Source organism: Pandoraea sp. LA3 (assembly GCF_022696215.1).
Lineage (GTDB): Bacteria > Pseudomonadota > Gammaproteobacteria > Burkholderiales > Burkholderiaceae > Pandoraea > Pandoraea capi.
This window is the reverse complement of record NZ_PTPY01000041.1, coordinates 215,850-234,520: the sequence shown is the minus strand read 5'-3', so window position 1 is coordinate 234,520 and position 18,671 is coordinate 215,850. Positions and strand designations below refer to the sequence as shown.

Sequence of the window (18,671 nt, the reverse complement as noted above, 5' to 3'; positions counted from 1 at the left end):
CTCACTCTTCCAACGGTTTGCCGGCCGTTTCGCGCGCCGCCATCAACGCGACGAGCGTGACGACGAGACCTGCCGTGATGTAAAGCGCGATGTACGTCCAGTCGTGAAAGGCTTTGTAGAGCGAGGTGAAGATGAGCGGGGCAAAGCTGCCGCCTAGAATGCCGCCCAGTGTGGCCGCCAGCGACGCCCCGGCATAGCGCACGCGCGTCGGGAACTGCTCCGTGACGAACGATGCCTGCGGGCCATACATCATGGCCTGGAAGAACATGCCGACGACGACCGCCAGCACGATCCACACCGCTTCACGGGTGTCCATCAGCGCGAAGTACGCGAATGCCCACACGATGGAGCCGAGCGTGCCCGCGCCGTAGACGACGCGTCGCCCGAGCTTGTCGCACAACGCGCCGAACAGCGGCACGCACACGGCATGGATCGCCGCGCCCGACATGGTGGCGAGCAGTGCGAGCGAGCGCGGCAGGTGCAGCACTTCCGTCACATACGTCAGCGTGAACACCACGAGCAGGCCGTAGACGATGTCGGACCCGATACGCACGCCGCCCGCGATGAGCAAACGCCGCCAATAGCCGGAGAAGACTTCCTTGATCGGCATGTCCGACTTGTGATTGCTGCGCTCCAGCGCCTTGAACATGGGCGTCTCGTCCACGCCGCGACGCAGCCACAGACCGAAGGCCACCAGCACCGCGCTGGACAACAGCGGAATGCGCCAGCCCCAGCTCTGGAACGCCTCGGCAGACATGCTGATGGTCGCCACGGCAATGAAACCCGCACCGAGCAACGTGCCGCACGCCGGGCCCATCTGCGCAAACGACGCGTTTCTGCCGCGCTGATCCGGTTTGCCATGCTCCATCGACAACAACACGGCCCCGGCCCATTCGCCGCCGATGGCCGCGCCCTGGAAGAAGCGCAGCAACACCAGCAGGACCGGGCTCCACACGCCCCATGTGTTGTAACCGGGCAGCAGCCCCATGAGTCCGGTGGCCGCTCCCATCAACACGAGCGTCGCGACCAGCACGAAGCGGCGGCCAAGCTTGTCGCCGAGATGCCCGAAGAGGAAGCCGCCGAACGGACGCGACAGGTACCCCACGGCGTACGTCGAGAACGCGAGGATGGTGCCCGAGAGCGGGTCGAACGAGGGGAAGAAGACAGCGTTGAAGACCAGCGCCGCCATCAGGTTGTAGACGGTAAAGTCGTACCACTCCAGCGTCGTGCCGATGGAACTCGCGGCAGCGAGGCGTCCCATGCGGGGACGATGGCCGCCGGACGTCTGCACTTCCGGCGCGGATTGAATGATCGTTCCAGTGTTTTCCATCACGTCAGCTCCGTTGCCGAGAGTTTCCACGTCAGGCAGTAACGCGCAACTTCGCCGGGGCGGCTGTCGAGCGCCTGCGCGGCAAAGTCGGCCGCGTGGGTGTTGGACACTTCGCTGCTGCTCTCCACGATGAAGATCGGGTACATGCGGCGCGTGGCAAGGTCTTCCTGCGGCAGCGGACGGCTTAGCTCGTCGTTCGGGCTGAGCAGGTAAGCACGCACGAAGCCGGGGTCCTCCGACAGGCGCGCGCCGACTTCGGCACAGCGCTCGGCGAGTGCCTGCGGATCGTCCGGCAGGTTCAGCGACAGGGTCGCCACGTAGGCGCCGCTGCCCAGCCCTACGCTCGCACTGACGTCGCCGATGCGACGCGTGGGCGCCACCATCTTCGGCAACGTGCGCTGCGACCACGCTGTCTGATGCTGGAAGGCATGCGCATACGCCGGCGAGGCGAACACCCCAATGGACTCGGCCCAGTACAGACTCAGATACTTGGGACGTCCCTGCAACGCGACATATCGCGCCGCCGAGATCACGCCGCGCATGCGCACACGCTCCTCGACGTGCTCTCGGTCATACCACGCGTTGAAATCCGCTTCATCGGCTTCGAGAATGTCCGAAGCCACGAACAACATGCCTTGCTGTGTTACCGGGTTCATATGCGCCTCTGTCGTTTCGCTAGGGTGACGCTATCGTCAGTAGCCAATAAACCGGTCGCAAACGGGTTTTTCTGCGGGGGCCCGATAGATTTTTCTTGTGAGTCAGCGTCTTCGGAAAACGCCCGGCTGATAGCCCCGGCATATCAGGCCGTTACGGACTTCAGAATTGACGGGGAAATTTCGGCGTTCGAGAGTGCTCGTAGAACACATCGAATACCTCGACCGGGCGTCGAATCGTCGAATGCTCGAATAGTGGAATACGGAGACCATCATGAACACCCGCTTCCTCGAGAGTTTTCTGCTGGCCGTGGAGCTGGGGAGTTTCCGCGCGGCAGCCGAACGCCTGCACGTCACGCAGGCGGCGATTTCGAACCGTATTGCGTCGCTCGAAGAGGAATTGGGCGCGCGAGTGTTCGACCGGGGACCGGGCGAGATCCGCCTGACGCCGGTCGGGCTGCGCCTGATCAGCTACGGCGAGCGCATGCTGGAACTGCAACGCGAGATGATGCAGCTCGGCCGCACGGATCGGCATTTGCTGGGCAGCGTGCGGATCGGCGCCATCGAAAGCGTGGTGCACACCTGGCTTGTCGGCTTCATGCAGCATCTGCACGCCACGTATCCCGGCATCGAATTGCAGTTCAGCTCGGAATCGACCAGCAGGCTGCATCGCAGCCTGCGCGACGGCGACGTCGATATCGCACTTCAGACCGACCAGATGATCGGCGAGGGTATCGTCAGCAAGGCCTGTCTGCCGATGCCGATGGGATGGGTCGGGGCCGCGCAGTCGTCACGCACGCTGGACAGCAATCTCCCGCTCATTCTGAGTCAGCCCACGATCACGCTGAGCAAGGGCTCACAGCCTTATCTGGTGCTCAAGGATCTGTACCGTCGTGCGGGCATGCCGCTGGGGAAGGTGCATTGTGTGAGTTCGATCGCCGCCATCATCCAACTGGTCCGCTCGGGCTTCGGTAACGCGATGATTCCGCTGCCGCCCGTGCTGCGCGAGATCGACGCCGGGGAGCTTCGCGTCATTGCGAGCGAGCACCCGCTGCCCTTGCAGGGGCTGGTCGTCAGCTACGTCGAGAATCGCGCGTCCGACGCGATCCGCTTCGTGGCGGAGCTGGCGTGTCAGGAGGCGGATCACTATATGAAGTCGCTGAACTCGCCGAGCTTGACGAGCGGCCTGAGCGGGCCGGCCGCTGCCTGAGCCACGCCACTACGGCGTCGACCATCGGGTGATGCCGGTTGGCGTTCCACGCCAGCGCCGCCGTCACCACCGTCACCTTCTCCTTGAGCGGACGAATCACCACATTGGCAGGGGCGAGCTTGCGCATCGACGCCGGCACCAGCGCCACGCCCTGCCCGCAGCTCACATAGGCGATCTGCGACGTCACGGAGCGCACCTCGTGCAGCACGCGCGGTGCGAAGCCATGCGCGCGACACACCGCCGTGAGCATGTCGAAATACACCGGACTGACCTGCCGCGCCGACATCACCAGATGCTCGGCTGCCAGCGATTGCAGACGCACGCGCGGCAGCGCCGCCAACGGATGGCCCATCGGCAGCGCGACCGCCAGCCGATCCTCCGACAGCGGCAGTGTCGCGATCCCGCTGCCGATGTCGCCATCGAGCCGTACGAACGCCAGGTCCAGCTCGCCCACCTCCAGCCCCGGCACGGCTTCGACGCTGTCGATTTCCCGCACGAACACGGTGAGATGCGGATGGGTCGCCTTGAGACGATCGATGATGGGCGGCACCGTTTCGAGCATCGCAGAGGTGATCGCCCCCACATGCAGCACGCCTGACTGGCCGGCGGCGACCTCCCTGACGATGCGCTCCAGTTGCTCGACCTGACTGGCGAACTGCCGCACCGCCGGCAGGATCGCCGCGCCCGCCGGGCTCAGATGGGTGCCCTGTCGCGAGCGCTCGAACAGTTGCAGCTTCAACGAGTGTTCAAGCACCTTGATCTGCTCGGTGAGCGGCGGCTGCGACATGCCCAGCCGGGCAGCAGCGCGCCCGAAATGCTGTTCCTCGGCGACTGCGAGGAACATCCAGAGCTGCCGGATCAGGCGAAAGTCGATGGTGCTCATGGGGATATTGGCGCAGCGCGCGCAGATTCAGTATTCCGAAAATCGTATCACTAAGATACTCAGATCAAAATTTACATATCAGAGACGACGCGTGACGATGACTGCACGTTCACAGGAGTCCTCATCGCGATGTCCCAGCCTTCGATCCTCGATCGCCTTGCCGCGCTCGACACCAACACCGTCTCCGACGCCCTCGACTTCCTCGGCCTGCCCGGCGCGACCTACGGCCTGCGCCCGCTCTGGGAATGCCCCAAGATCGTCGGCCGCGCCAGCACCATTCAGCTCGGCCCCAAGACGGAAGCCAAGCCGACCGTCCATCTGATCTCGCCGGTCATCGATGCCGTGACCACCGACGACCGCGTGCTGGTCATCGCCGGGGGCAAGGACGGCGTTTCCTGCTGGGGCGACATCCTCGCCAACGCCGCCACGGCACGTGGCGTGCGCGGTTCGATCATCGACGGCCTGAGCCGCGATATCGAAGGCAGCGAATCGGTCGGCTATCCGGTCTTCGGACGCGGCATCACGATGATCAGCGCGCGCAATCGCGTCGTTCAGGTCGACTCGGGCACACCCGTGACGATGGCCGGTGTAACGGTGCATGAAGACGACTACGTGATCGCCGACCGCTGCGGCACGGTGTTCGTGCCCGCCGCGCGCATCGGTGAAGTGCTCGATCTCGGCGAGCGCATCGCCCGCCGCCAGGACGGCATGGTGGCCGCCGTACGCGCTGGCCGTCCGGTCGCCGACGTCATGCACGACAAGGAATTCGACGCCATTCACGCATCGCAAGCGCATTAACCCTTCACCTCGTTCAGCACACTTGACACGCTCAACACGCCAAGGAGATTCCCCTATGACGCAAGCTCGCCAGGCCAGCACGGAAGACCGCGAACTGGTTGCCCTCTTCGAAGGCCTCGATACCCCGGGCGTTTCCGACGCCCTCGACCGGCTCGGACTGCACGGCCAGGCGCTCGGCATCTCGCCGCTCGCGAACTATTCGAAGCCTGTCGTCGGCCCGGCGTTCACGGTGAAGTACGTGCCGGCAACGGTCCCCGCCGGCACCGTGGGCGACTTTATCGATGATGTGGCCGAGGGCGACGTCATCGTGCTCGATAACGACGGGCGCACCGATTGCACCGTCTGGGGCGACATCATGACCCAGTACGCAGGGCTGCGCGGCATCGCCGCGACGGTCATCGACGGCGTTTGCCGCGACGTCAGCAAGGCGCTCGGCGACCACTACCCGATGTTCACGGCCGGACGCTTCATGCGCACTGGCAAGGACCGCGTGCAAGTCGAGTCCGTCAACTCGACGGTGTCCGTCGGCACCGTGCGTGTCGCGTCGCGCGACATCGTGATCGCCGACGCCAACGGCGTCGTCATCGTGCCGCGTGCCCGCGCCCGCGAAGTGGCGAAGATCGCGCACGACATCGAAGTCATCGAAGGCGCCATTCGCGAACGCATTGCCGGCGGCGCAACGCTGGGCGAAGCCCGCACCGCCTTTAGCTACCACACGCTGCAAAGGAAAGCATGATGAGCACCACGACTTACGACGCCGCGCAACTCGAACAGGCCCGCAAGCTCGGCACGTCGACCCTCTTCGAAGCCTCGGGGCTGTCGACGAGCGCGGTCGATGCGCAGATCCGCACCGTCTGGCCCGGCGCGTCGGTGGCGGGCCCGGCCTTCCCGCTGGAATGCTCCCCCGGCGACAACCTCGCCATCCACCTCGCCATGGAGAAGGTGCCGCGCGGCAGTGTGCTCGTGGTATCGACCGGCGGCTTCGTGGCCGGCTACTGGGGCGAAGTGCTGACGGTGGCGGCCATGGCTGCCGGCGTGGCCGGTCTGGTGATCGACGGCGGCGTGCGCGATATCGCGGCACTCACCGCGCATCGCTTTCCCGTCTTCACGCGCGGCATTTCCATGCGCGGCACGATCAAGGCGAGCGTGCCGTCCATCGGTGCACCAATTCAGTTTGGCGGCGCGCCCGTGGCCACGGGCGATCTCGTGGTCGCCGACGACGACGGCGTGCTGATCATCCCCGCATCGCAAGTGAACGACACGCTCGCACGCGGGCAAGCCCGCTTCGACAAGGAGGCGCGCGTCATGGACCGCCTGCGTGAGGGCGAGACGACCGTCGATCTGCTCGGTCTGGCGCAATGGAGGACTGCCGGGTGAGCCAGCAACCGCACACGCTCAATCGCCATCTGGCCGCCGCCCGTCCTTCGGCGACGTACAAGGTCATGGACCGCGTCGCCGCCGCCCGGGCGGCGGGCGCCAGCATCATCTCGCTAAGCGCCGGGGAGCCGGACTTCGACACCCCGGAGCACGTTCGTGAGGCAGGTATTGCCGCCATCCGTGGCGGCCAGACCCGCTATTCGCAGGTCATCGGCCTGCGGGCGTTGCGCGAGGCCATCGCTGCCAAGTTCCAGCGCGAGAACGGGCTGGATGTCGACTGGCGCCACACCATCGTCGGCACGGGCGGCAAGCAGGTGATCTTCAATGCGCTCGCGGCCACGCTCAACGAAGGCGACGAGGTCATCGTGCCGGCGCCCTACTGGGTCAGCTACCCGGAGATCGTGCAACTGTGCGGTGCGACGGCCGTCACCGTGGCCTGCGGCGCGGACAAAGGCTTCAAGCTGACGCCGGACGCGCTGCAAGCCGCCATCACGCCCCGAACCCGCTGGCTCATCCTGAATTCGCCGTCGAACCCGACCGGTGCGGTGTACAGCCATGCCGAATTGCAGGCGCTCGCCGAAGTGTTACTCGCGCATCCGCAGGTCCTCATCCTCTCGGACGATATCTACGAGCACCTGATCTTCGACGGCATCGCGTTCAGCACGATGGCGCAGGTCGAACCGCGCCTGCGCGATCGCACCCTGACGATGAACGGCGTGTCCAAGGCGTACGCGATGACGGGATGGCGCATCGGTTTCGGTGCGGGCCCTGACTGGCTGATCGAGGCGATGGAGAAGCTTCAGGGGCAACAGACCTCAGGCGCGAGTACGATTTCGCAATACGCAGCGCTGGCCGCACTCACCGGACCGCAGGACTTCATCGGCCAGTCACGTCGCGTGTTCCAGCGGCGACGCGACGATGTCGTGCGCGAGATTAACAACGCGTGGGGTCTGCACTGTGAAGTGCCGCAAGGGGCGTTCTATGTGTTCGCGTCGTGCGAAGCGCTGATCGGCTGCGTCACGCCGACGGGCACCGAGCTTGCCACGGACGAAGACGTCGTGGGCGCGCTACTCGACGAAGCCGGTGTCGCCACGGTGCACGGCAGCGCCTTCGGACTCGGGCCGTACCTGCGCATCGCCTACGCGCTGGACGACGCCTCGCTGGGCCGCGCCTGCAACGCCATCCAGCACTTTTGCCAGACGCTCTCGAAATAGGAGCCGCCATGACGCAGAACACGCATGACGTGGCGACGTCCAACGCCTTCGAGACGTCCACCGTCTCGCTACGCATCGACGGCGTGCCGGTCAACGTGTCAGCCATCCACCGGCAAGGCACACGCCCGCCGGTCGTGATGCTGCACGGCTTCGGCTCGACGAAGGAGGATTACGCGGACATCGCCTTGCATCGCGGTTTCGATGCAAGGCCGTTCCTCGCTTACGACGCGCCCGGTTGCGGGCGCACCGACTGCGCGGACCTTTCGCGGCTCTCCATCCCGTTTCTCGTCGAGACCGCTTTAGCGATGCTCGATCATATGCGCATCGAGCGCTTTCATCTGGTCGGCCATTCGATGGGCGGACTGACGTCGCTGATGCTCGCGCACGCCATGCCGGAACGGGTGCTGAGCTTCGCGAACATCGAAGGCAACATCGCGCCGGAGGACTGCTTTCTGAGTCGACAGATCGTGGACTATCCGGACGACGAGCCCGAGCGCTTTTTCGATGCGTTCATCGAGCGCGCGCACCGTGCCCCGGCGTACGCCAGCGCGCTGTATGCGGCGAGCTTGCGGCACAAGGTCCGGGCGGAAGCGGTCGGCGGCATCTTCCGCTCGATGGTCGACCTCTCCGATCATGGCGACCTGATGGACAAGTTCCTGTCGCTGCCGTGCCCGACGATGTTCATGTACGGCAGTCAGAACGCGTCGCTCTCCTATCTCGCCTACATCGAGCGCAAGGGCGTCGCATTGGCGGAAATCCCCGACTGCGGTCACTTCCCGATGTACTCGAATCCTGTGCTGATGTGGCAGACGCTGGAACGCTTTCAGACGTCTGCCGAATCGCTCAGTGCCGCGGCGTAGTTTCCGCCGAAGTCTTGGGCGTGGTTTTCGAGGCCGCCGCCGGATTCAGAACGAAGTCGTAGTGCAGCGAATAGCTGCCGTCATCGCGCCGCACCCACGGCGCGATGAGCGACTGCCGCACGCCGAAGACGGCATCCGAATCCAGCCATTGATCGTCTTCACGGAACACGTGCGTGACGAGCGTCTCATAGCCCGGCGCCTCGATGCGGAAGTGAAGATGCGCAGGACGCCACGGATGCCGCGCCGTCGCGGCCAGAAACTCGCCGACGGGGCCGTCGGTCGGGATCGGGTACGCCTCGGCCAGCACGCTGTGAAAGTGGTAACGCCCCTCGCTGTCGGCATGCAGCACGCCGCGTCCCTGTGCGGCGTCGAGTTCGTCGCGCTGCACGTCGTACAGCCCTTGCGCGTCCGCCTGCCAGACATCGATCTTCGCGCCTGCAATCGGGCGTCCCGACGGATCGAGCACGGTGCCGCTCACCTCGCAAGGCTCGCCCGCAGCGCCATTCGCCACGTCTGCGCCGTTGTCGTAGTGCGGCGCGTCGTCGACGAAGAACGGTCCGAAAACCGTCGCTTCCGTGCATTGCGGCGGCTTGGCGTTGTTCATCGCAACGGTCAGCATCGATAGTCCCAGCACGTCGCTCAACAAGATGAACTCCTGACGCTTGTCGTCGCACTTCTGACCGGTTGCGGTCAGGAAAGCGATGCCCCTGGCCCATTCGTCTTCCGTCAGGCTCACTTCACGGGCGAAGTCGTGCAGATGGCGCACGAGACTGCCGAAGACCTCCTTGAGCCGCGGGTCCGGCGTGTCGGCGAGTCGGGCGATCACTTCCTGTGTGATCGTATGTTGGTCGAGATTGCGCATCGAAAGTCCTTGAAATCGGAAGAGTTACGGCTTGTCGTACTGTTGTCTCGCCTCGCGAAACCCTTGGGCGTTGTCGATCACCCATCGCCACAGCGGCACCATGCCGGCGAGCAATCCGCGTCCGAGCGGCGTCAACTGATACTCCACACGCGGGGGCACTTCGCGGTAGTCGTGTCGCGAAATCAAACCATCTCGTTCCAGTTGGCGCAACGTGCGTGTGAGCATGCGCTGCGTCACGCCGTCGAGCCGGCGCGCAATCTCCGCATGCCGCAGCGTGCCAGCCACGCCCAGCGCATGCACGACACCGAGCGACCAGCGGTTGCCCGCGTGGGTCAGGATCTCGCGCTTGAGGCCGTCGTCGTCGGCGCTGAGGGCATCGCACGCTTCCTGCGACTGCTGCAAGAGGGCGTCGAGCGAGGGGGTGTCCGGTGGCAGTATCACGCGTGTGCCTTCTTACCAAGGGTTCGTAACGTCACTATTATTCGCAACTTGACCGGAGTTGCAAATGACCTATCGAATCCCCCACGACAATCACGTCCTCGTCCTCGGCGCCGGAGAACTCGGCGAAAGCATGCTGCGTGAAATGGCCGCGCAGCGCGATGCGGGACGCGTCGCATCCGTTGCCGTTTTACTGCGTCCCGAGGCGGAAACGTCGTCGGATCGTCGCACGCGCCTCCATTCTCTGCTGCGCACGTGGCGAATCGATGTCGTCGAAGCCGATCTCGTGACGGCAGACGAAACGGCGCTCGCCGACATCTTCCGCCGCTACACGCAGATCATCTGCTGCACGGGCTTCGTCGGTGGCGCGGGCACGCAGCGCAAGATCACGGGCGCTGTCCTCAAAGCCGGCGTCGCGCACTACATTCCCTGGCAATTCGGCGTGGATTACGACGTCGTTGGCCGGGGCAGCGGTCAGGACGTCTGGGACGAACAGCTCGACGTGCGCGACATGTTGCGCGCTCAGGACAAGGTCCGCTGGACCATCGTGTCGACAGGCATGTTCACGAGTTTCGTATTGTTACCGGCGTTCGGCCTCGTCGACCTCGATGCGGGGGTGGTGCATGCGCTGGGCGATCCCGACTTCTCGCTGACGGTCACGACGCCGGAGGACATCGGCCGCCTGAGCGCGCTCATCGCCACCTCTCGGCCGGATTTCGACAATCAGGTCGTGCACGTGGCCAGCGACACGTTCACGTATCGCGAACTGGCGAGTACGCTGACGCAGGAACTCGGCAGACCGTTCACGCTGTCATGTTGCGATATTGCGCAACTCAGGGCCGATCTGGCCGCGCATCCGGACGACACGATGCGCAAGTATCGGCTGTCGTTTGCACGCAAGGATGGCGTGGCATGGCCAGTGGCGCAGACGTTCAACGCGAAGGCAGGGATTGCGGTCACCGATCTCGCGGCATGGGTGCGCGAGTGGCGAACGGGACAGGAAGCGTAATGAGGATGAAAGCCGGGGATGAAGGCCTGAACAACGACGAAGGCCAATCGAACCGATTGCACCGGTTGATGCGAGACAACCAACGCATCGGCGCAAGGGCCGGTGCGGATGCCACACGCGGAGATGACCCGCGTGTGGCACCGAAAGCCGCGTGACACTTCACGCGACCTTGAGACGCTCAGGCAACCAGCGTCTCGGACATTTCAAGCCGTTCAGGCATTGCGCAGCGCCGGACGCGAGCCCTTGCCGAGCACCACGTTGGCGACCACGGCGACGACGATGTTCACCGCCAGCGCGATCAGGCCCGTGTACATCGAGTACTTGTCACCGCCGAGCGTGAACGTATGCACCGGCTTGATGCCGTCCGCAAACGCCAGCCAGCTGCCGCACACGATACCGAAGGCCCAGCCCGTGAGCAGTGCGCGTGCGCCGAACCAGCCCACGAACAGACCGAACACCAGTGCCGGGAACGTCTGAAGAATCCACACGCCGCCGAGCAGTTGCAGGTCCAGCGCGAACTGCGTCGGCAGGAACAGGATGAACACCAGCGCGCCCAGCTTCACCACCAGCGACACGACCTTGGCCACCTTCGCCTCACCCTCGTTCGAAATATTCGGGTTGACGTAAGGCTTCCAGAAGTTGCGCGTGAAGAGGTTCGACGCACCGATGGACATCACCGCCGCCGGCACCAGCGCACCGATGGCGATCGCGGCAAACGCAAAGCCCGCGAACCAGCTCGGGAACAGACCGTTGAACAGCGCCGGGACGACGTCGTTGTTGGTCGGCACCTTCACACCGGCAGCGTAGGCCATGAAGCCCAGCAGCGCGATCAGGCCGAGCAGCACGGTGTAGGCCGGCAGGAACACGGCATTCTTGCGAATCGTGTTGGCGTCCTTCGCGGCGAAGATGCCGGTGAGCGTATGCGGATACATGAACGCCGCGAGCGCCGAACCGAGCGCCAGCGTGGCGAACGGCAGGAACTGCGTCGGCTTGAGCGTCAGGCCCGTTGCACCGCCCTTGTTCGCGAAGACGTCGCGCGCCGAGTCGAACACCGCACCGTAGCCGCCCAGCTTTGCCGGCACCACGACCACGGCGACAAGCACCACGATGTAGATCATCAGATCCTTGACGAACGCGATCAGCGCCGGTGCCCGCAGACCTGCCGAGTACGTGTACAGCGCGAGAATCACGAACGCAGCGAGCAGCGGCAATTCGCCCGTCAGCCCCAGCGCCTTGATCACGACTTCCATCCCGATCAGTTGCAGCGCGATGTAGGGCATCGTCGCGACGACACCGGTGAGCGCAATCGCGAACTCCAGCGGACGCGACTGGTAACGGCCGAAGACAACGTCGGCAGCCGTCACGTGACCGGCCTTGTGCGCCGCATGCCACAGCTTCGGCATGATCAGGAAGACGATCGGATAGACGAGAATCGTGTACGGCAATGCGAAGAAGCCGTAAGCGCCGACCGCATAGACCAGTGCCGGCACCGCGATCACGGTATAGGCGGTGTAGAAGTCGCCGCCGACCAGGAACCACGTGATCCATGCACCGAAGTTACGTCCGCCCAGACCCCATTCGTCCAGATGGGCGCCTTTGTTCGACGGCCCGGCCATCCAGCGCGACGCCCAGAAACCCATGACGGTCACGAGGATGAAGAAAAATACAAAGACCGCGAGCGCGGTCCAGTTGATACCGGCGTCCATTTACTCTTCCCCTTTTTTCAGACCATCGCGGAATACGATCCAGATCAGTAGCGAGGTCAGCGGCACCCAGGCGAACTGGTACCAGTAAAAGAAGGGAAAGCCCCAAAGGGACGGCAATTCACGGTTGTAGAACGGCACCCACAACAAACCGATGAACGGCAACAATAACAGTAACCGCATCTCAGCAGATCTCCTCTTGTTTTAATTCGACGAAGGCGCACATTAGCGACGCCTAAATACACTCTAGCCGAACGATGGTGGATTTGCCGGTGCGCCGGAAAGCCCCATGAATCATGGGGTTTCACGAATGCGAAGCGATGTTGCGTGTATCGAAACCAATGCGCCGCGCCGCATTGTCGACGACGGTTTCAATGGTTGAAATGGACCACGATTTTCTTCGATTTCATCGGGACTTACCTTGAAATATCAAGCACTGAATACGCACCATAAACAAGCGTGACGCACACAGATCACTGAAATACGTATTCAGCCTCGTTGAATTTTTTGCGAAGAAAAATATTGACTTATTCTGATTCTTATCTACGTAGTGATACGTAGTCGGGTAAAACGCCCATCCGCCTGTCTCCATCCCGGCAGCTTTCGCCGTCGCAACACCGGGTCATGCGAGACACGTCGCTGAGGTCGGCTCAGTCGGCCCGGTCGCAAGGTTTGCGAGCGCAAGCAGCATGCCGACGCAGGCGTCGGCGACTTCGCGGCCCTTGTGTCGCAGATGCTCGTCGAAGAATGCGTAATGCTCGTCGTGCGAGTGAAAGTGATGCGGCGTGAGCGACATCGAGAAGACGGGCACATCGGTGTCGAGTTGCACGCGCATCAGTCCGTCGACTACGGCTTGCGCCACGAACTCGTGACGATAGATGCCGCCATTGACGACCAGCGCGGCGCCGACGATCGCGTCGTACTGTCCGCTTTGCGCGAGACGTCGGGCGAACAGCGGAATTTCGAACGCACCCGGCACATCGAAATGGCGGATGCATTCGGCGGGCACGCCCAGTTCGGCCATGCGTGACTGGAACGCGTCGCGGGCGCCGTCCAGCAGATCGGCGTGCCAGCCTGCCTGCACAAAGGCAATGCGGTGAATATCGAGAGAATTCGTCATAACTAGTCTTTCGCGAGCCGCCCACGCCTGTCCGTCATGCGCCACTGGCGCAGGCGGCTCGCTCACTTCCTCATTTCATTGGCGACAGATCACGAAGCGTCGGCCGACAACTGTGCCGCCCCCGCCGTGCGGCGCGTGAGCAGCGTTACGACCACCAGCGTCACCACGTTGAATGCCAGTGCGACGATGCCCACGTTGAGATCCTTGAGCGCATCGGGCAGGAACGGGAACAGCGCGGCCACCGACTTCTTCGTGAGCGATACCCACGCCACCGTCGCTTCGCCGACGATGATGCTGGCGAACGCCGCCGGGCGCGTCACGAGGTTCTTGCCGATCAGGCTGGCCAGCAGCACCGGGAACAACTGTGTGACGAGGGCATACGCCATGAGCAGCAGCGCGACGATGGTCTGCCCGCCGCCCAGCGTGAACAGCACCGCGAGCGCCATGATCGCCGGGGCGAGCCACTTCGCCACACGGGCCACGTGAGCATCGCTCGATTGCGGACGCATCGGGCGGTACACGTTGTTCGCCAGCAGCGTGGCCGACGTCATCAGAATCATCGAACCGGGCACCAGCGCCGTGAGAATCCCGGCCGCGCCGATCACGCCGACGAACCACGGATCGAACGTCTTGAGCGACACCTTGAACAGCGCCAGATCGATGTCGCCGCCCGTGAGCCCCGGCACGGCCAGCACTGCCGAGAAGCCCACGAACAGAATGAACAGCAGCATCAACTGGTAGATCGGCAGCACGAAGGCATTACGACGCAGCACCTCTTCGCGCTTGGCCGTGTACGTGGCCATGAACATGTGCGGCCACATATAGAAGCCCAGCGTCGACAGAATCACCGTGGAGACCATCCAGACCGGGCTTTCCCCCACGTCGCGCAGCGCCAGGAAACCCGGCTTGGCCTTCTCGATCGCCGCGAACATCTCGCCCACGCCACCGTAGTAGTGATACGGCAGATAGAGACCGAGGAAGACGGCGACGAACATGACCAGGGCATCCTTCACGACAGACGTCCAGGCCGAGCCGTGCACGCCGGACAACGCCACATACACCGCCACCACGATGGCCCCGATCAGCACGCCCTGGTTCGACGAAATCGCCGAGTAGGACGACACGCTGACGATGATGCCCAGCCCCTTGAGTTGCAGCACGAGGTACGGCACGAGCGCGGCAAACCCGACGATGGCGACGAGCACGCCCAGCACCGGGCTGTTGTACTTCGCGGCGAAGAAGTCCGGCTGTGAGATCAGACCGCGCTCCTTGGCGTAGCGCCAGATCGGCGGCAGAAGGAAGTACGACAGGATGAACGGCAGGCTGCCATAGCCGAGCAGGTAGTACGCGCCCGCCCCGTGTCCATACGCGTAACCGCTGCCGCCGAGAAACACGAACGTCGTATAGATTTCGCCCGCCATGAGCAGAAAGACGATGGCCGCACCGAAGCCGCGCCCGCCAACCGCCCACTGCTCCAGACTCATGTCCTTGCCACGACGCGCGCGAATGCCGAGGAACAGCGCCAGCGCTACGGCCAGAAAGATGAAGATCAATGCGCTATTCATGCTCAGGCTCCTTCGCCACCGTGATCGGCCGATGCGAGCCGCGCCTGATCGGCATAGAAAATGATGGCCATCACGATGGACGTGAGCACCAGCGCCCCGGCCAGCCATGCCAGCAGAAAGGGCATGCCGAGCACGTACGGCGTGACGCGATTGACAAAGAACGGACCTACCAGAACCGCCAATACAGGTAGGAGTGCTAAAAGATATATGGACCGCATGAACATCTCCAGGTTGTTCCCGTTTGCTTGTCGGGCCGAGCGGCGGATCGCGCAGGGCGATCGCCGTTCGGCCCGTCACGAATGCGGTGAAGCGTGTCCCGTACGATTCCCCGCGCCGGATCCGTCGTCGGGTTACGCCGGATCCATCAGGTGAGAGATGCTCTTGACGTGCGTGTAGCACTCAAGTCCCTCGGTGCCACCCTCCCGGCCGTAGCCGCTGTCTTTCACGCCGCCGAACGGCGTTTCTGAAACTGCCGAGACCAGATGATTGATGGCGAGGTTGCCGACTTCGAGTTCGTCGCCCAACCGGTACGCATTGGCCGCCGAGCGCGTGAAGGCATAGCCCGCAAGACCGTACGGCACGCTGTTGGCGCGTGCGATGGCGTCGTCCAGACTGTCGACCTGCACGATGAGCGAGAGCGGCCCGAACGGCTCTTCGAGCATGGCGCGGGCGTCCATCGGCACGTCCGCCAGTGCGGTGAACGGGAAGACGTATCCCGGTCCGTCGGTGCGTTCACCGCCGCAGATCGTGCGCGCGCCACGGGCGAGCGCGTCGTCGACCAGCGAATGCAGCGCCGCCAGACGACGCGGGTTCACGACCGGTCCGATATCGCTCGACGACTCGAGCGCATGCCCCGCGCGAATCGCACCGCCGTGGCGGGCGAAGGCCTCCACGAAGGCGTCGTAGACCTTGTCGTGCACGAAGAAGCGCGTGGGCGCGACGCAGACCTGCCCCGCGTTGTTGAGCTTGCCTTTGACGCAGGCGAGCGCGGCCGTCTCAGGGTCGGCGTCGTCGCACACGATGACCGGCGCGTGTCCGCCCAACTCCAGAATGGCCGGCTTCATGTGTTTGGCGGCCAGCCCCGCGAGATGCTTGCCGACGGGTGTCGAGCCGGTGAACGTGATGCCGCGCACGACCGGGCTGGCGATCAGATGCGACGAGATCGTCGCCGGGTCGCCGAACACGAGGTTGAACACCCCGTCCGGCAGACCGGCATCCTGAAACGCCTGCGCCATGAGCACCGCGCCGGCAGGCGTCTCCTCCGCAGCCTTGAGAATGATCGAGCAGCCGGCCGCGAGCGCCCCGCCGACCTTGCGGGCGGGCGAGCTCATCGGGAAGTTCCACGGCGTGAAGGCGGCGATCACGCCCACGGGCTCACGCACGACCGTATGACGCATGCGCGGCTCGGCGGGAATCACACGTCCGTAAAGGCGCTTGCCTTCGTTGGCATCCCATGTCATCAGGTCGCAGCCGCGCAGCACTTCGGCTCGGGCCTGCGCCAGCGTCTTGCCCTGCTCCAGCGAGATCGCGAAGGCGATGCTCTCCACCCGCTCCCTGAGCAAGGCGATGGCGCCCAGCATGATCTCGGTTCGCTGCGCGGGCGACGTGCGCCGCCACACACGAAACCCTTGCTCGGCGGCCGACAGTGCGGCGTCGAGATCGGTCAGCGTTGCCGTGGGCACCATGCCGATCGTCGTGCCCTCCGAGGGGTTCGTTACCGGCTGGCCCGGCGCACTGCGCCACTGACCGCCGATCAGCATCTTGATGTCAGGATAGGAATACATGTCAACGTCTCAAATAAACGGGAAGTAGAGAACGAACGCGATCCAGCGCGCAGCCATGCGCTAGCGCTTGCCGCCGGCCATCCGGCGCGATGCCGGGTGCTGACGCAACCGCCACATGGCAACGCAACCGAGCGCAGGACCAATGGCCAGCATGCCCATGCCACCTGCCCAACCGAGATGCGCAACCACGACCGGTACCAGCCGGATGCTCGCCAGCGTGAGCAGGAACCCGGCGCAGGTCTGCGCGGTGAGCAACGTGCCGACCGACGTCGGGTCCGCCAACTCCGCGACAGCGGCCGAGAACTGCGCCGAATCGGCGATCACCGAGAACCCCCACACGAACGCCACGGCCATGACCACCGCGATCGGGGCACCAGGCAACCAGCCGATGACGGCGGCGCATGTCGCGCTCGTGGCCATCGCGCCGATGGTGACGAGCGTTCTGCCGGCACGGTCGGCGAGCAGTCCCCCGGTCCACGCGCCGAGGGCGCCGAACGCGATCACCGCGAAGGTCAGCACTTCGGCCTTCTCGTGAAAATCCGCCACGCCATGCAAGCTCAGCGTGTATTGCAGGAACAGGCCGAGCCACGCCCACATGGCATACAGCTCCCACATGTGGCCGAGATAGCCGAGATTCGCGAGGCGCACGGCCGGGTCGCGCCACGCTTGCGTGACTTTGGCGAAGTCGACACGTGCCGCTCGCTTGATGTTCGGGCCGATGCCCGCGAAACCGATCGCCACACCGGCGGCCAGCGCCAGCATTGCCGCAACGAGATACACCCAGCGCCAGTCGAGGCTCTGCCATCCGCTAATCAGATGCGGGCTTGCGGAACCGAGCGTGAGCGCCGCCACGAGCAAGCCGATCAGCAGCCCGAGGTCTGCTTTCGCCCAGGTCGTCACGAGCCGGATGCCGACCGGATAGACGCCCGCCATGCACACGCCAGTGAGCAGGCGCAGAGCGATCGCCAGCGGGCCGGTCGGCGGCAGCACGGCCAGCGCGCCCGTCGTGAGCGCCGCCATCAGCGCCGACGCCGCGAAGATTCTGCGCAGGTCGTAGCGATCCGGCAGCGCGAGCGTGGCCGACACCACAGTGCCGATCACGAACCCGAGCTGTACGGCGCCGGTGAGCATCGCCTCATCGCCCGACGCAATCGCCTGCGTGCGCTTGATGAGGGCGACGGCCGCCGTCGACGAAAACCAGACGCCCATCGCCGCCACCTGCGCCAGCAGAACGATCGCCAGCGATGCGCCCTTACCGCGTGGCGCGCGAGGGTGGCGAACGGTGCTCAGAGATTCCATGAAGCGTCCGTCCTCAGGCCGTTGCCGGCTGTGCGGCCATGCCCACGCGGTGAAACCCGCGGGCGAAGTAAATCAGGCCATCGAGCGCACCCGCCGAGCGAGCCGCCTTCACTTCGCAGAAGAAGACCGTGTGCGTGCCGACTTCCGTGATCGACGACACCTCGCAATCGAGCACGCTGACCGCACCGCGCAACGCCGGCGCACCGGTATGCATCGTGTCCCAATCGCCGCTGGCAAAGCGCGTCTCGATGGAGAGATCCTTCGTCGCGAACTGCATGGCGATGTCGCGTTGATCGGCGCTGAGCACGTTCACGCACAGGCGGGCGTTCTCGCGCATCACGGCGTTGTTGCGGCTCGCCCGGTTGATGCAAACGAGCAACGTGGGCGGATCGTCGGTCACGGCACACACGGCAGACGCCGTGCATCCCGCAAGACCGCCGGGGCCATCGGTAGTGATGACGTTGACGGCAGCGCCGAGACCCGCCATCGCTTCACGAAAGATCGATTTGTCCACCGTGCTCTTGTCCATGTCCTTCACCTCGTTCGATACGTGACGGTTGCGATTG

General features: G+C 64.5%; 19 protein-coding genes and 1 pseudogene. 7 read left to right on the top strand and 13 right to left on the bottom strand.

The features are described from left to right. Position 1: 1 nt before the first annotated feature. Together C5N93_RS27595 and C5N93_RS27590 are read right to left on the bottom strand one after the other, a co-directional pair. Positions 2-1,261 carry an MFS transporter gene (locus tag C5N93_RS27595; RefSeq protein WP_240493643.1) on the bottom strand — a complete coding sequence of 420 codons (1,260 nt, stop codon included), beginning with the start codon at positions 1,259-1,261 and terminating at the stop codon, positions 2-4. A gap of 68 nt (positions 1,262-1,329) precedes the next feature. Further along, positions 1,330-1,986 carry a DUF4286 family protein gene (locus C5N93_RS27590; protein WP_242561777.1) on the bottom strand — a complete coding sequence of 219 codons (657 nt, stop codon included), beginning with the start codon at positions 1,984-1,986 and terminating at the stop codon, positions 1,330-1,332. 271 nt (positions 1,987-2,257) lie between these two features. Here C5N93_RS27590 and C5N93_RS27585 point away from each other — a divergent pair. Beyond that, a pseudogene (locus tag C5N93_RS27585) lies at positions 2,258-3,046 on the top strand (LysR family transcriptional regulator); the annotation flags it as partial. Between the two features lie 10 nt (positions 3,047-3,056). On the opposite strand, the gene C5N93_RS27580 reads toward C5N93_RS27585, so the two are convergent. Further along, positions 3,057-4,076: a LysR substrate-binding domain-containing protein gene (locus tag C5N93_RS27580; RefSeq protein ID WP_242561776.1), complete on the bottom strand. Its 1,020-nt coding sequence runs from the start codon at positions 4,074-4,076 to the stop codon at positions 3,057-3,059. Between the two features lie 129 nt (positions 4,077-4,205). On the opposite strand from C5N93_RS27580, the gene C5N93_RS27575 reads away from it, so the two are divergent. The 5 genes from C5N93_RS27575 to C5N93_RS27555 all read left to right on the top strand — a co-directional run bounded on the left by C5N93_RS27575 (position 4,206) and on the right by C5N93_RS27555 (position 8,325). Further along, a complete protein-coding gene (locus tag C5N93_RS27575; protein ID WP_242561775.1) occupies positions 4,206-4,874 on the top strand; it encodes an RraA family protein in 669 nt (222 codons plus the stop codon). Between the two features lie 55 nt (positions 4,875-4,929). Next, entirely contained in the window at positions 4,930-5,610 is a 681-nt protein-coding gene (locus tag C5N93_RS27570) for an RraA family protein (protein ID WP_242561774.1), read from the top strand. Beyond that, positions 5,610-6,251: a dimethylmenaquinone methyltransferase gene (locus C5N93_RS27565; protein WP_242561773.1), complete on the top strand. Its 642-nt coding sequence runs from the start codon at positions 5,610-5,612 to the stop codon at positions 6,249-6,251. Before C5N93_RS27570 ends, C5N93_RS27565 begins: the two co-directional genes overlap by 1 nt. 65 nt (positions 6,252-6,316) lie before the next feature. Beyond that, positions 6,317-7,465 (top strand): pyridoxal phosphate-dependent aminotransferase, encoded by a 1,149-nt coding sequence (locus tag C5N93_RS27560; protein WP_242561890.1) that lies wholly within the window; start codon positions 6,317-6,319, stop codon positions 7,463-7,465. Between the two features lie 8 nt (positions 7,466-7,473). Then, on the top strand, positions 7,474-8,325 hold the full coding sequence (locus tag C5N93_RS27555) for an alpha/beta hydrolase (protein ID WP_242561772.1): 852 nt from the start codon (positions 7,474-7,476) through the stop codon (positions 8,323-8,325). Here the strand turns inward: C5N93_RS27555 and C5N93_RS27550 are convergent. Both C5N93_RS27550 and C5N93_RS27545 read right to left on the bottom strand, forming a co-directional pair. Then, positions 8,309-9,187: an intradiol ring-cleavage dioxygenase gene (locus tag C5N93_RS27550; protein ID WP_242561771.1), complete on the bottom strand. Its 879-nt coding sequence runs from the start codon at positions 9,185-9,187 to the stop codon at positions 8,309-8,311. The genes C5N93_RS27555 and C5N93_RS27550 overlap by 17 nt on opposite strands. 24 nt (positions 9,188-9,211) lie before the next feature. Continuing rightward, positions 9,212-9,628 (bottom strand): helix-turn-helix domain-containing protein, encoded by a 417-nt coding sequence (locus C5N93_RS27545; protein WP_242561770.1) that lies wholly within the window; start codon positions 9,626-9,628, stop codon positions 9,212-9,214. 64 nt (positions 9,629-9,692) lie between these two features. Between C5N93_RS27545 and C5N93_RS27540 the strand changes: the two genes are divergently transcribed. Then, complete coding sequence (locus tag C5N93_RS27540; protein WP_242561769.1) at positions 9,693-10,634, top strand: aromatic alcohol reductase; 942 nt, start codon at positions 9,693-9,695, stop codon at positions 10,632-10,634. A 212-nt stretch (positions 10,635-10,846) separates the two neighbouring features. Here the strand turns inward: C5N93_RS27540 and C5N93_RS27535 are convergent, their stop codons facing one another. The 8 genes from C5N93_RS27535 to C5N93_RS27500 form a co-directional block, all read right to left on the bottom strand. Continuing rightward, a complete protein-coding gene (locus C5N93_RS27535) occupies positions 10,847-12,340 on the bottom strand; it encodes a sodium:solute symporter family protein (RefSeq protein ID WP_242561768.1) in 1,494 nt (497 codons plus the stop codon). Beyond that, on the bottom strand, positions 12,341-12,520 hold the full coding sequence (locus C5N93_RS27530) for a DUF3311 domain-containing protein (RefSeq protein WP_069343687.1): 180 nt from the start codon (positions 12,518-12,520) through the stop codon (positions 12,341-12,343). It abuts the gene before it with no gap. 439 nt (positions 12,521-12,959) lie between these two features. Further along, on the bottom strand, positions 12,960-13,457 hold the full coding sequence (locus C5N93_RS27525; protein WP_242561767.1) for a 6,7-dimethyl-8-ribityllumazine synthase: 498 nt from the start codon (positions 13,455-13,457) through the stop codon (positions 12,960-12,962). A gap of 89 nt (positions 13,458-13,546) precedes the next feature. Then, the gene (locus C5N93_RS27520; RefSeq protein ID WP_150722212.1) at positions 13,547-15,022 is read right to left on the bottom strand and encodes a sodium:solute symporter; all 1,476 of its coding nucleotides are present in this window, start codon (positions 15,020-15,022) and stop codon (positions 13,547-13,549) included. Between the two features lie 2 nt (positions 15,023-15,024). After that, the gene (locus C5N93_RS27515) at positions 15,025-15,240 is read right to left on the bottom strand and encodes a DUF3311 domain-containing protein (RefSeq protein ID WP_069343738.1); all 216 of its coding nucleotides are present in this window, start codon (positions 15,238-15,240) and stop codon (positions 15,025-15,027) included. Between the two features lie 132 nt (positions 15,241-15,372). Then, positions 15,373-16,806: an NAD-dependent succinate-semialdehyde dehydrogenase gene (locus tag C5N93_RS27510; RefSeq protein ID WP_242561766.1), complete on the bottom strand. Its 1,434-nt coding sequence runs from the start codon at positions 16,804-16,806 to the stop codon at positions 15,373-15,375. A 60-nt stretch (positions 16,807-16,866) separates the two neighbouring features. Then, positions 16,867-18,105, bottom strand: a complete 1,239-nt coding sequence (locus tag C5N93_RS27505) for an MFS transporter (protein ID WP_242561765.1) — start codon at positions 18,103-18,105, stop codon at positions 16,867-16,869. Positions 18,106-18,118: 13 nt separating this feature from the next. Further along, a complete protein-coding gene (locus C5N93_RS27500; RefSeq protein ID WP_242561889.1) occupies positions 18,119-18,634 on the bottom strand; it encodes a flavin reductase in 516 nt (171 codons plus the stop codon). Positions 18,635-18,671: the final 37 nt, after the last annotated feature.

What these genes read in the sequence shown, in the direction of transcription:
- C5N93_RS27595 (WP_240493643.1), bottom strand. Translation starts at nt 1,261, where the DNA reads ATGGGACGCCTCGCTGCCGCGAGTTCCATCGGCACGACGCTGGAGTGG.
- C5N93_RS27510 (WP_242561766.1), bottom strand. Translation starts at nt 16,806, where the DNA reads ATGTATTCCTATCCTGACATCAAGATGCTGATCGGCGGTCAGTGGCGC.
- C5N93_RS27580 (WP_242561776.1), bottom strand. Translation starts at nt 4,076, where the DNA reads ATGAGCACCATCGACTTTCGCCTGATCCGGCAGCTCTGGATGTTCCTC.
- C5N93_RS27565 (WP_242561773.1), top strand. Translation starts at nt 5,610, where the DNA reads ATGAGCACCACGACTTACGACGCCGCGCAACTCGAACAGGCCCGCAAG.
- C5N93_RS27535 (WP_242561768.1), bottom strand. Translation starts at nt 12,340, where the DNA reads ATGGACGCCGGTATCAACTGGACCGCGCTCGCGGTCTTTGTATTTTTC.
- C5N93_RS27560 (WP_242561890.1), top strand. Translation starts at nt 6,317, where the DNA reads ATGGACCGCGTCGCCGCCGCCCGGGCGGCGGGCGCCAGCATCATCTCG.
- C5N93_RS27525 (WP_242561767.1), bottom strand. Translation starts at nt 13,457, where the DNA reads ATGACGAATTCTCTCGATATTCACCGCATTGCCTTTGTGCAGGCAGGC.
- C5N93_RS27515 (WP_069343738.1), bottom strand. Translation starts at nt 15,240, where the DNA reads ATGCGGTCCATATATCTTTTAGCACTCCTACCTGTATTGGCGGTTCTG.
- C5N93_RS27590 (WP_242561777.1), bottom strand. Translation starts at nt 1,986, where the DNA reads ATGAACCCGGTAACACAGCAAGGCATGTTGTTCGTGGCTTCGGACATT.
- C5N93_RS27500 (WP_242561889.1), bottom strand. Translation starts at nt 18,634, where the DNA reads ATGGACAAGAGCACGGTGGACAAATCGATCTTTCGTGAAGCGATGGCG.
- C5N93_RS27520 (WP_150722212.1), bottom strand. Translation starts at nt 15,022, where the DNA reads ATGAATAGCGCATTGATCTTCATCTTTCTGGCCGTAGCGCTGGCGCTG.
- C5N93_RS27570 (WP_242561774.1), top strand. Translation starts at nt 4,930, where the DNA reads ATGACGCAAGCTCGCCAGGCCAGCACGGAAGACCGCGAACTGGTTGCC.
- C5N93_RS27575 (WP_242561775.1), top strand. Translation starts at nt 4,206, where the DNA reads ATGTCCCAGCCTTCGATCCTCGATCGCCTTGCCGCGCTCGACACCAAC.
- C5N93_RS27540 (WP_242561769.1), top strand. Translation starts at nt 9,693, where the DNA reads ATGACCTATCGAATCCCCCACGACAATCACGTCCTCGTCCTCGGCGCC.
- C5N93_RS27530 (WP_069343687.1), bottom strand. Translation starts at nt 12,520, where the DNA reads ATGCGGTTACTGTTATTGTTGCCGTTCATCGGTTTGTTGTGGGTGCCG.
- C5N93_RS27550 (WP_242561771.1), bottom strand. Translation starts at nt 9,187, where the DNA reads ATGCGCAATCTCGACCAACATACGATCACACAGGAAGTGATCGCCCGA.
- C5N93_RS27505 (WP_242561765.1), bottom strand. Translation starts at nt 18,105, where the DNA reads ATGGAATCTCTGAGCACCGTTCGCCACCCTCGCGCGCCACGCGGTAAG.
- C5N93_RS27555 (WP_242561772.1), top strand. Translation starts at nt 7,474, where the DNA reads ATGACGCAGAACACGCATGACGTGGCGACGTCCAACGCCTTCGAGACG.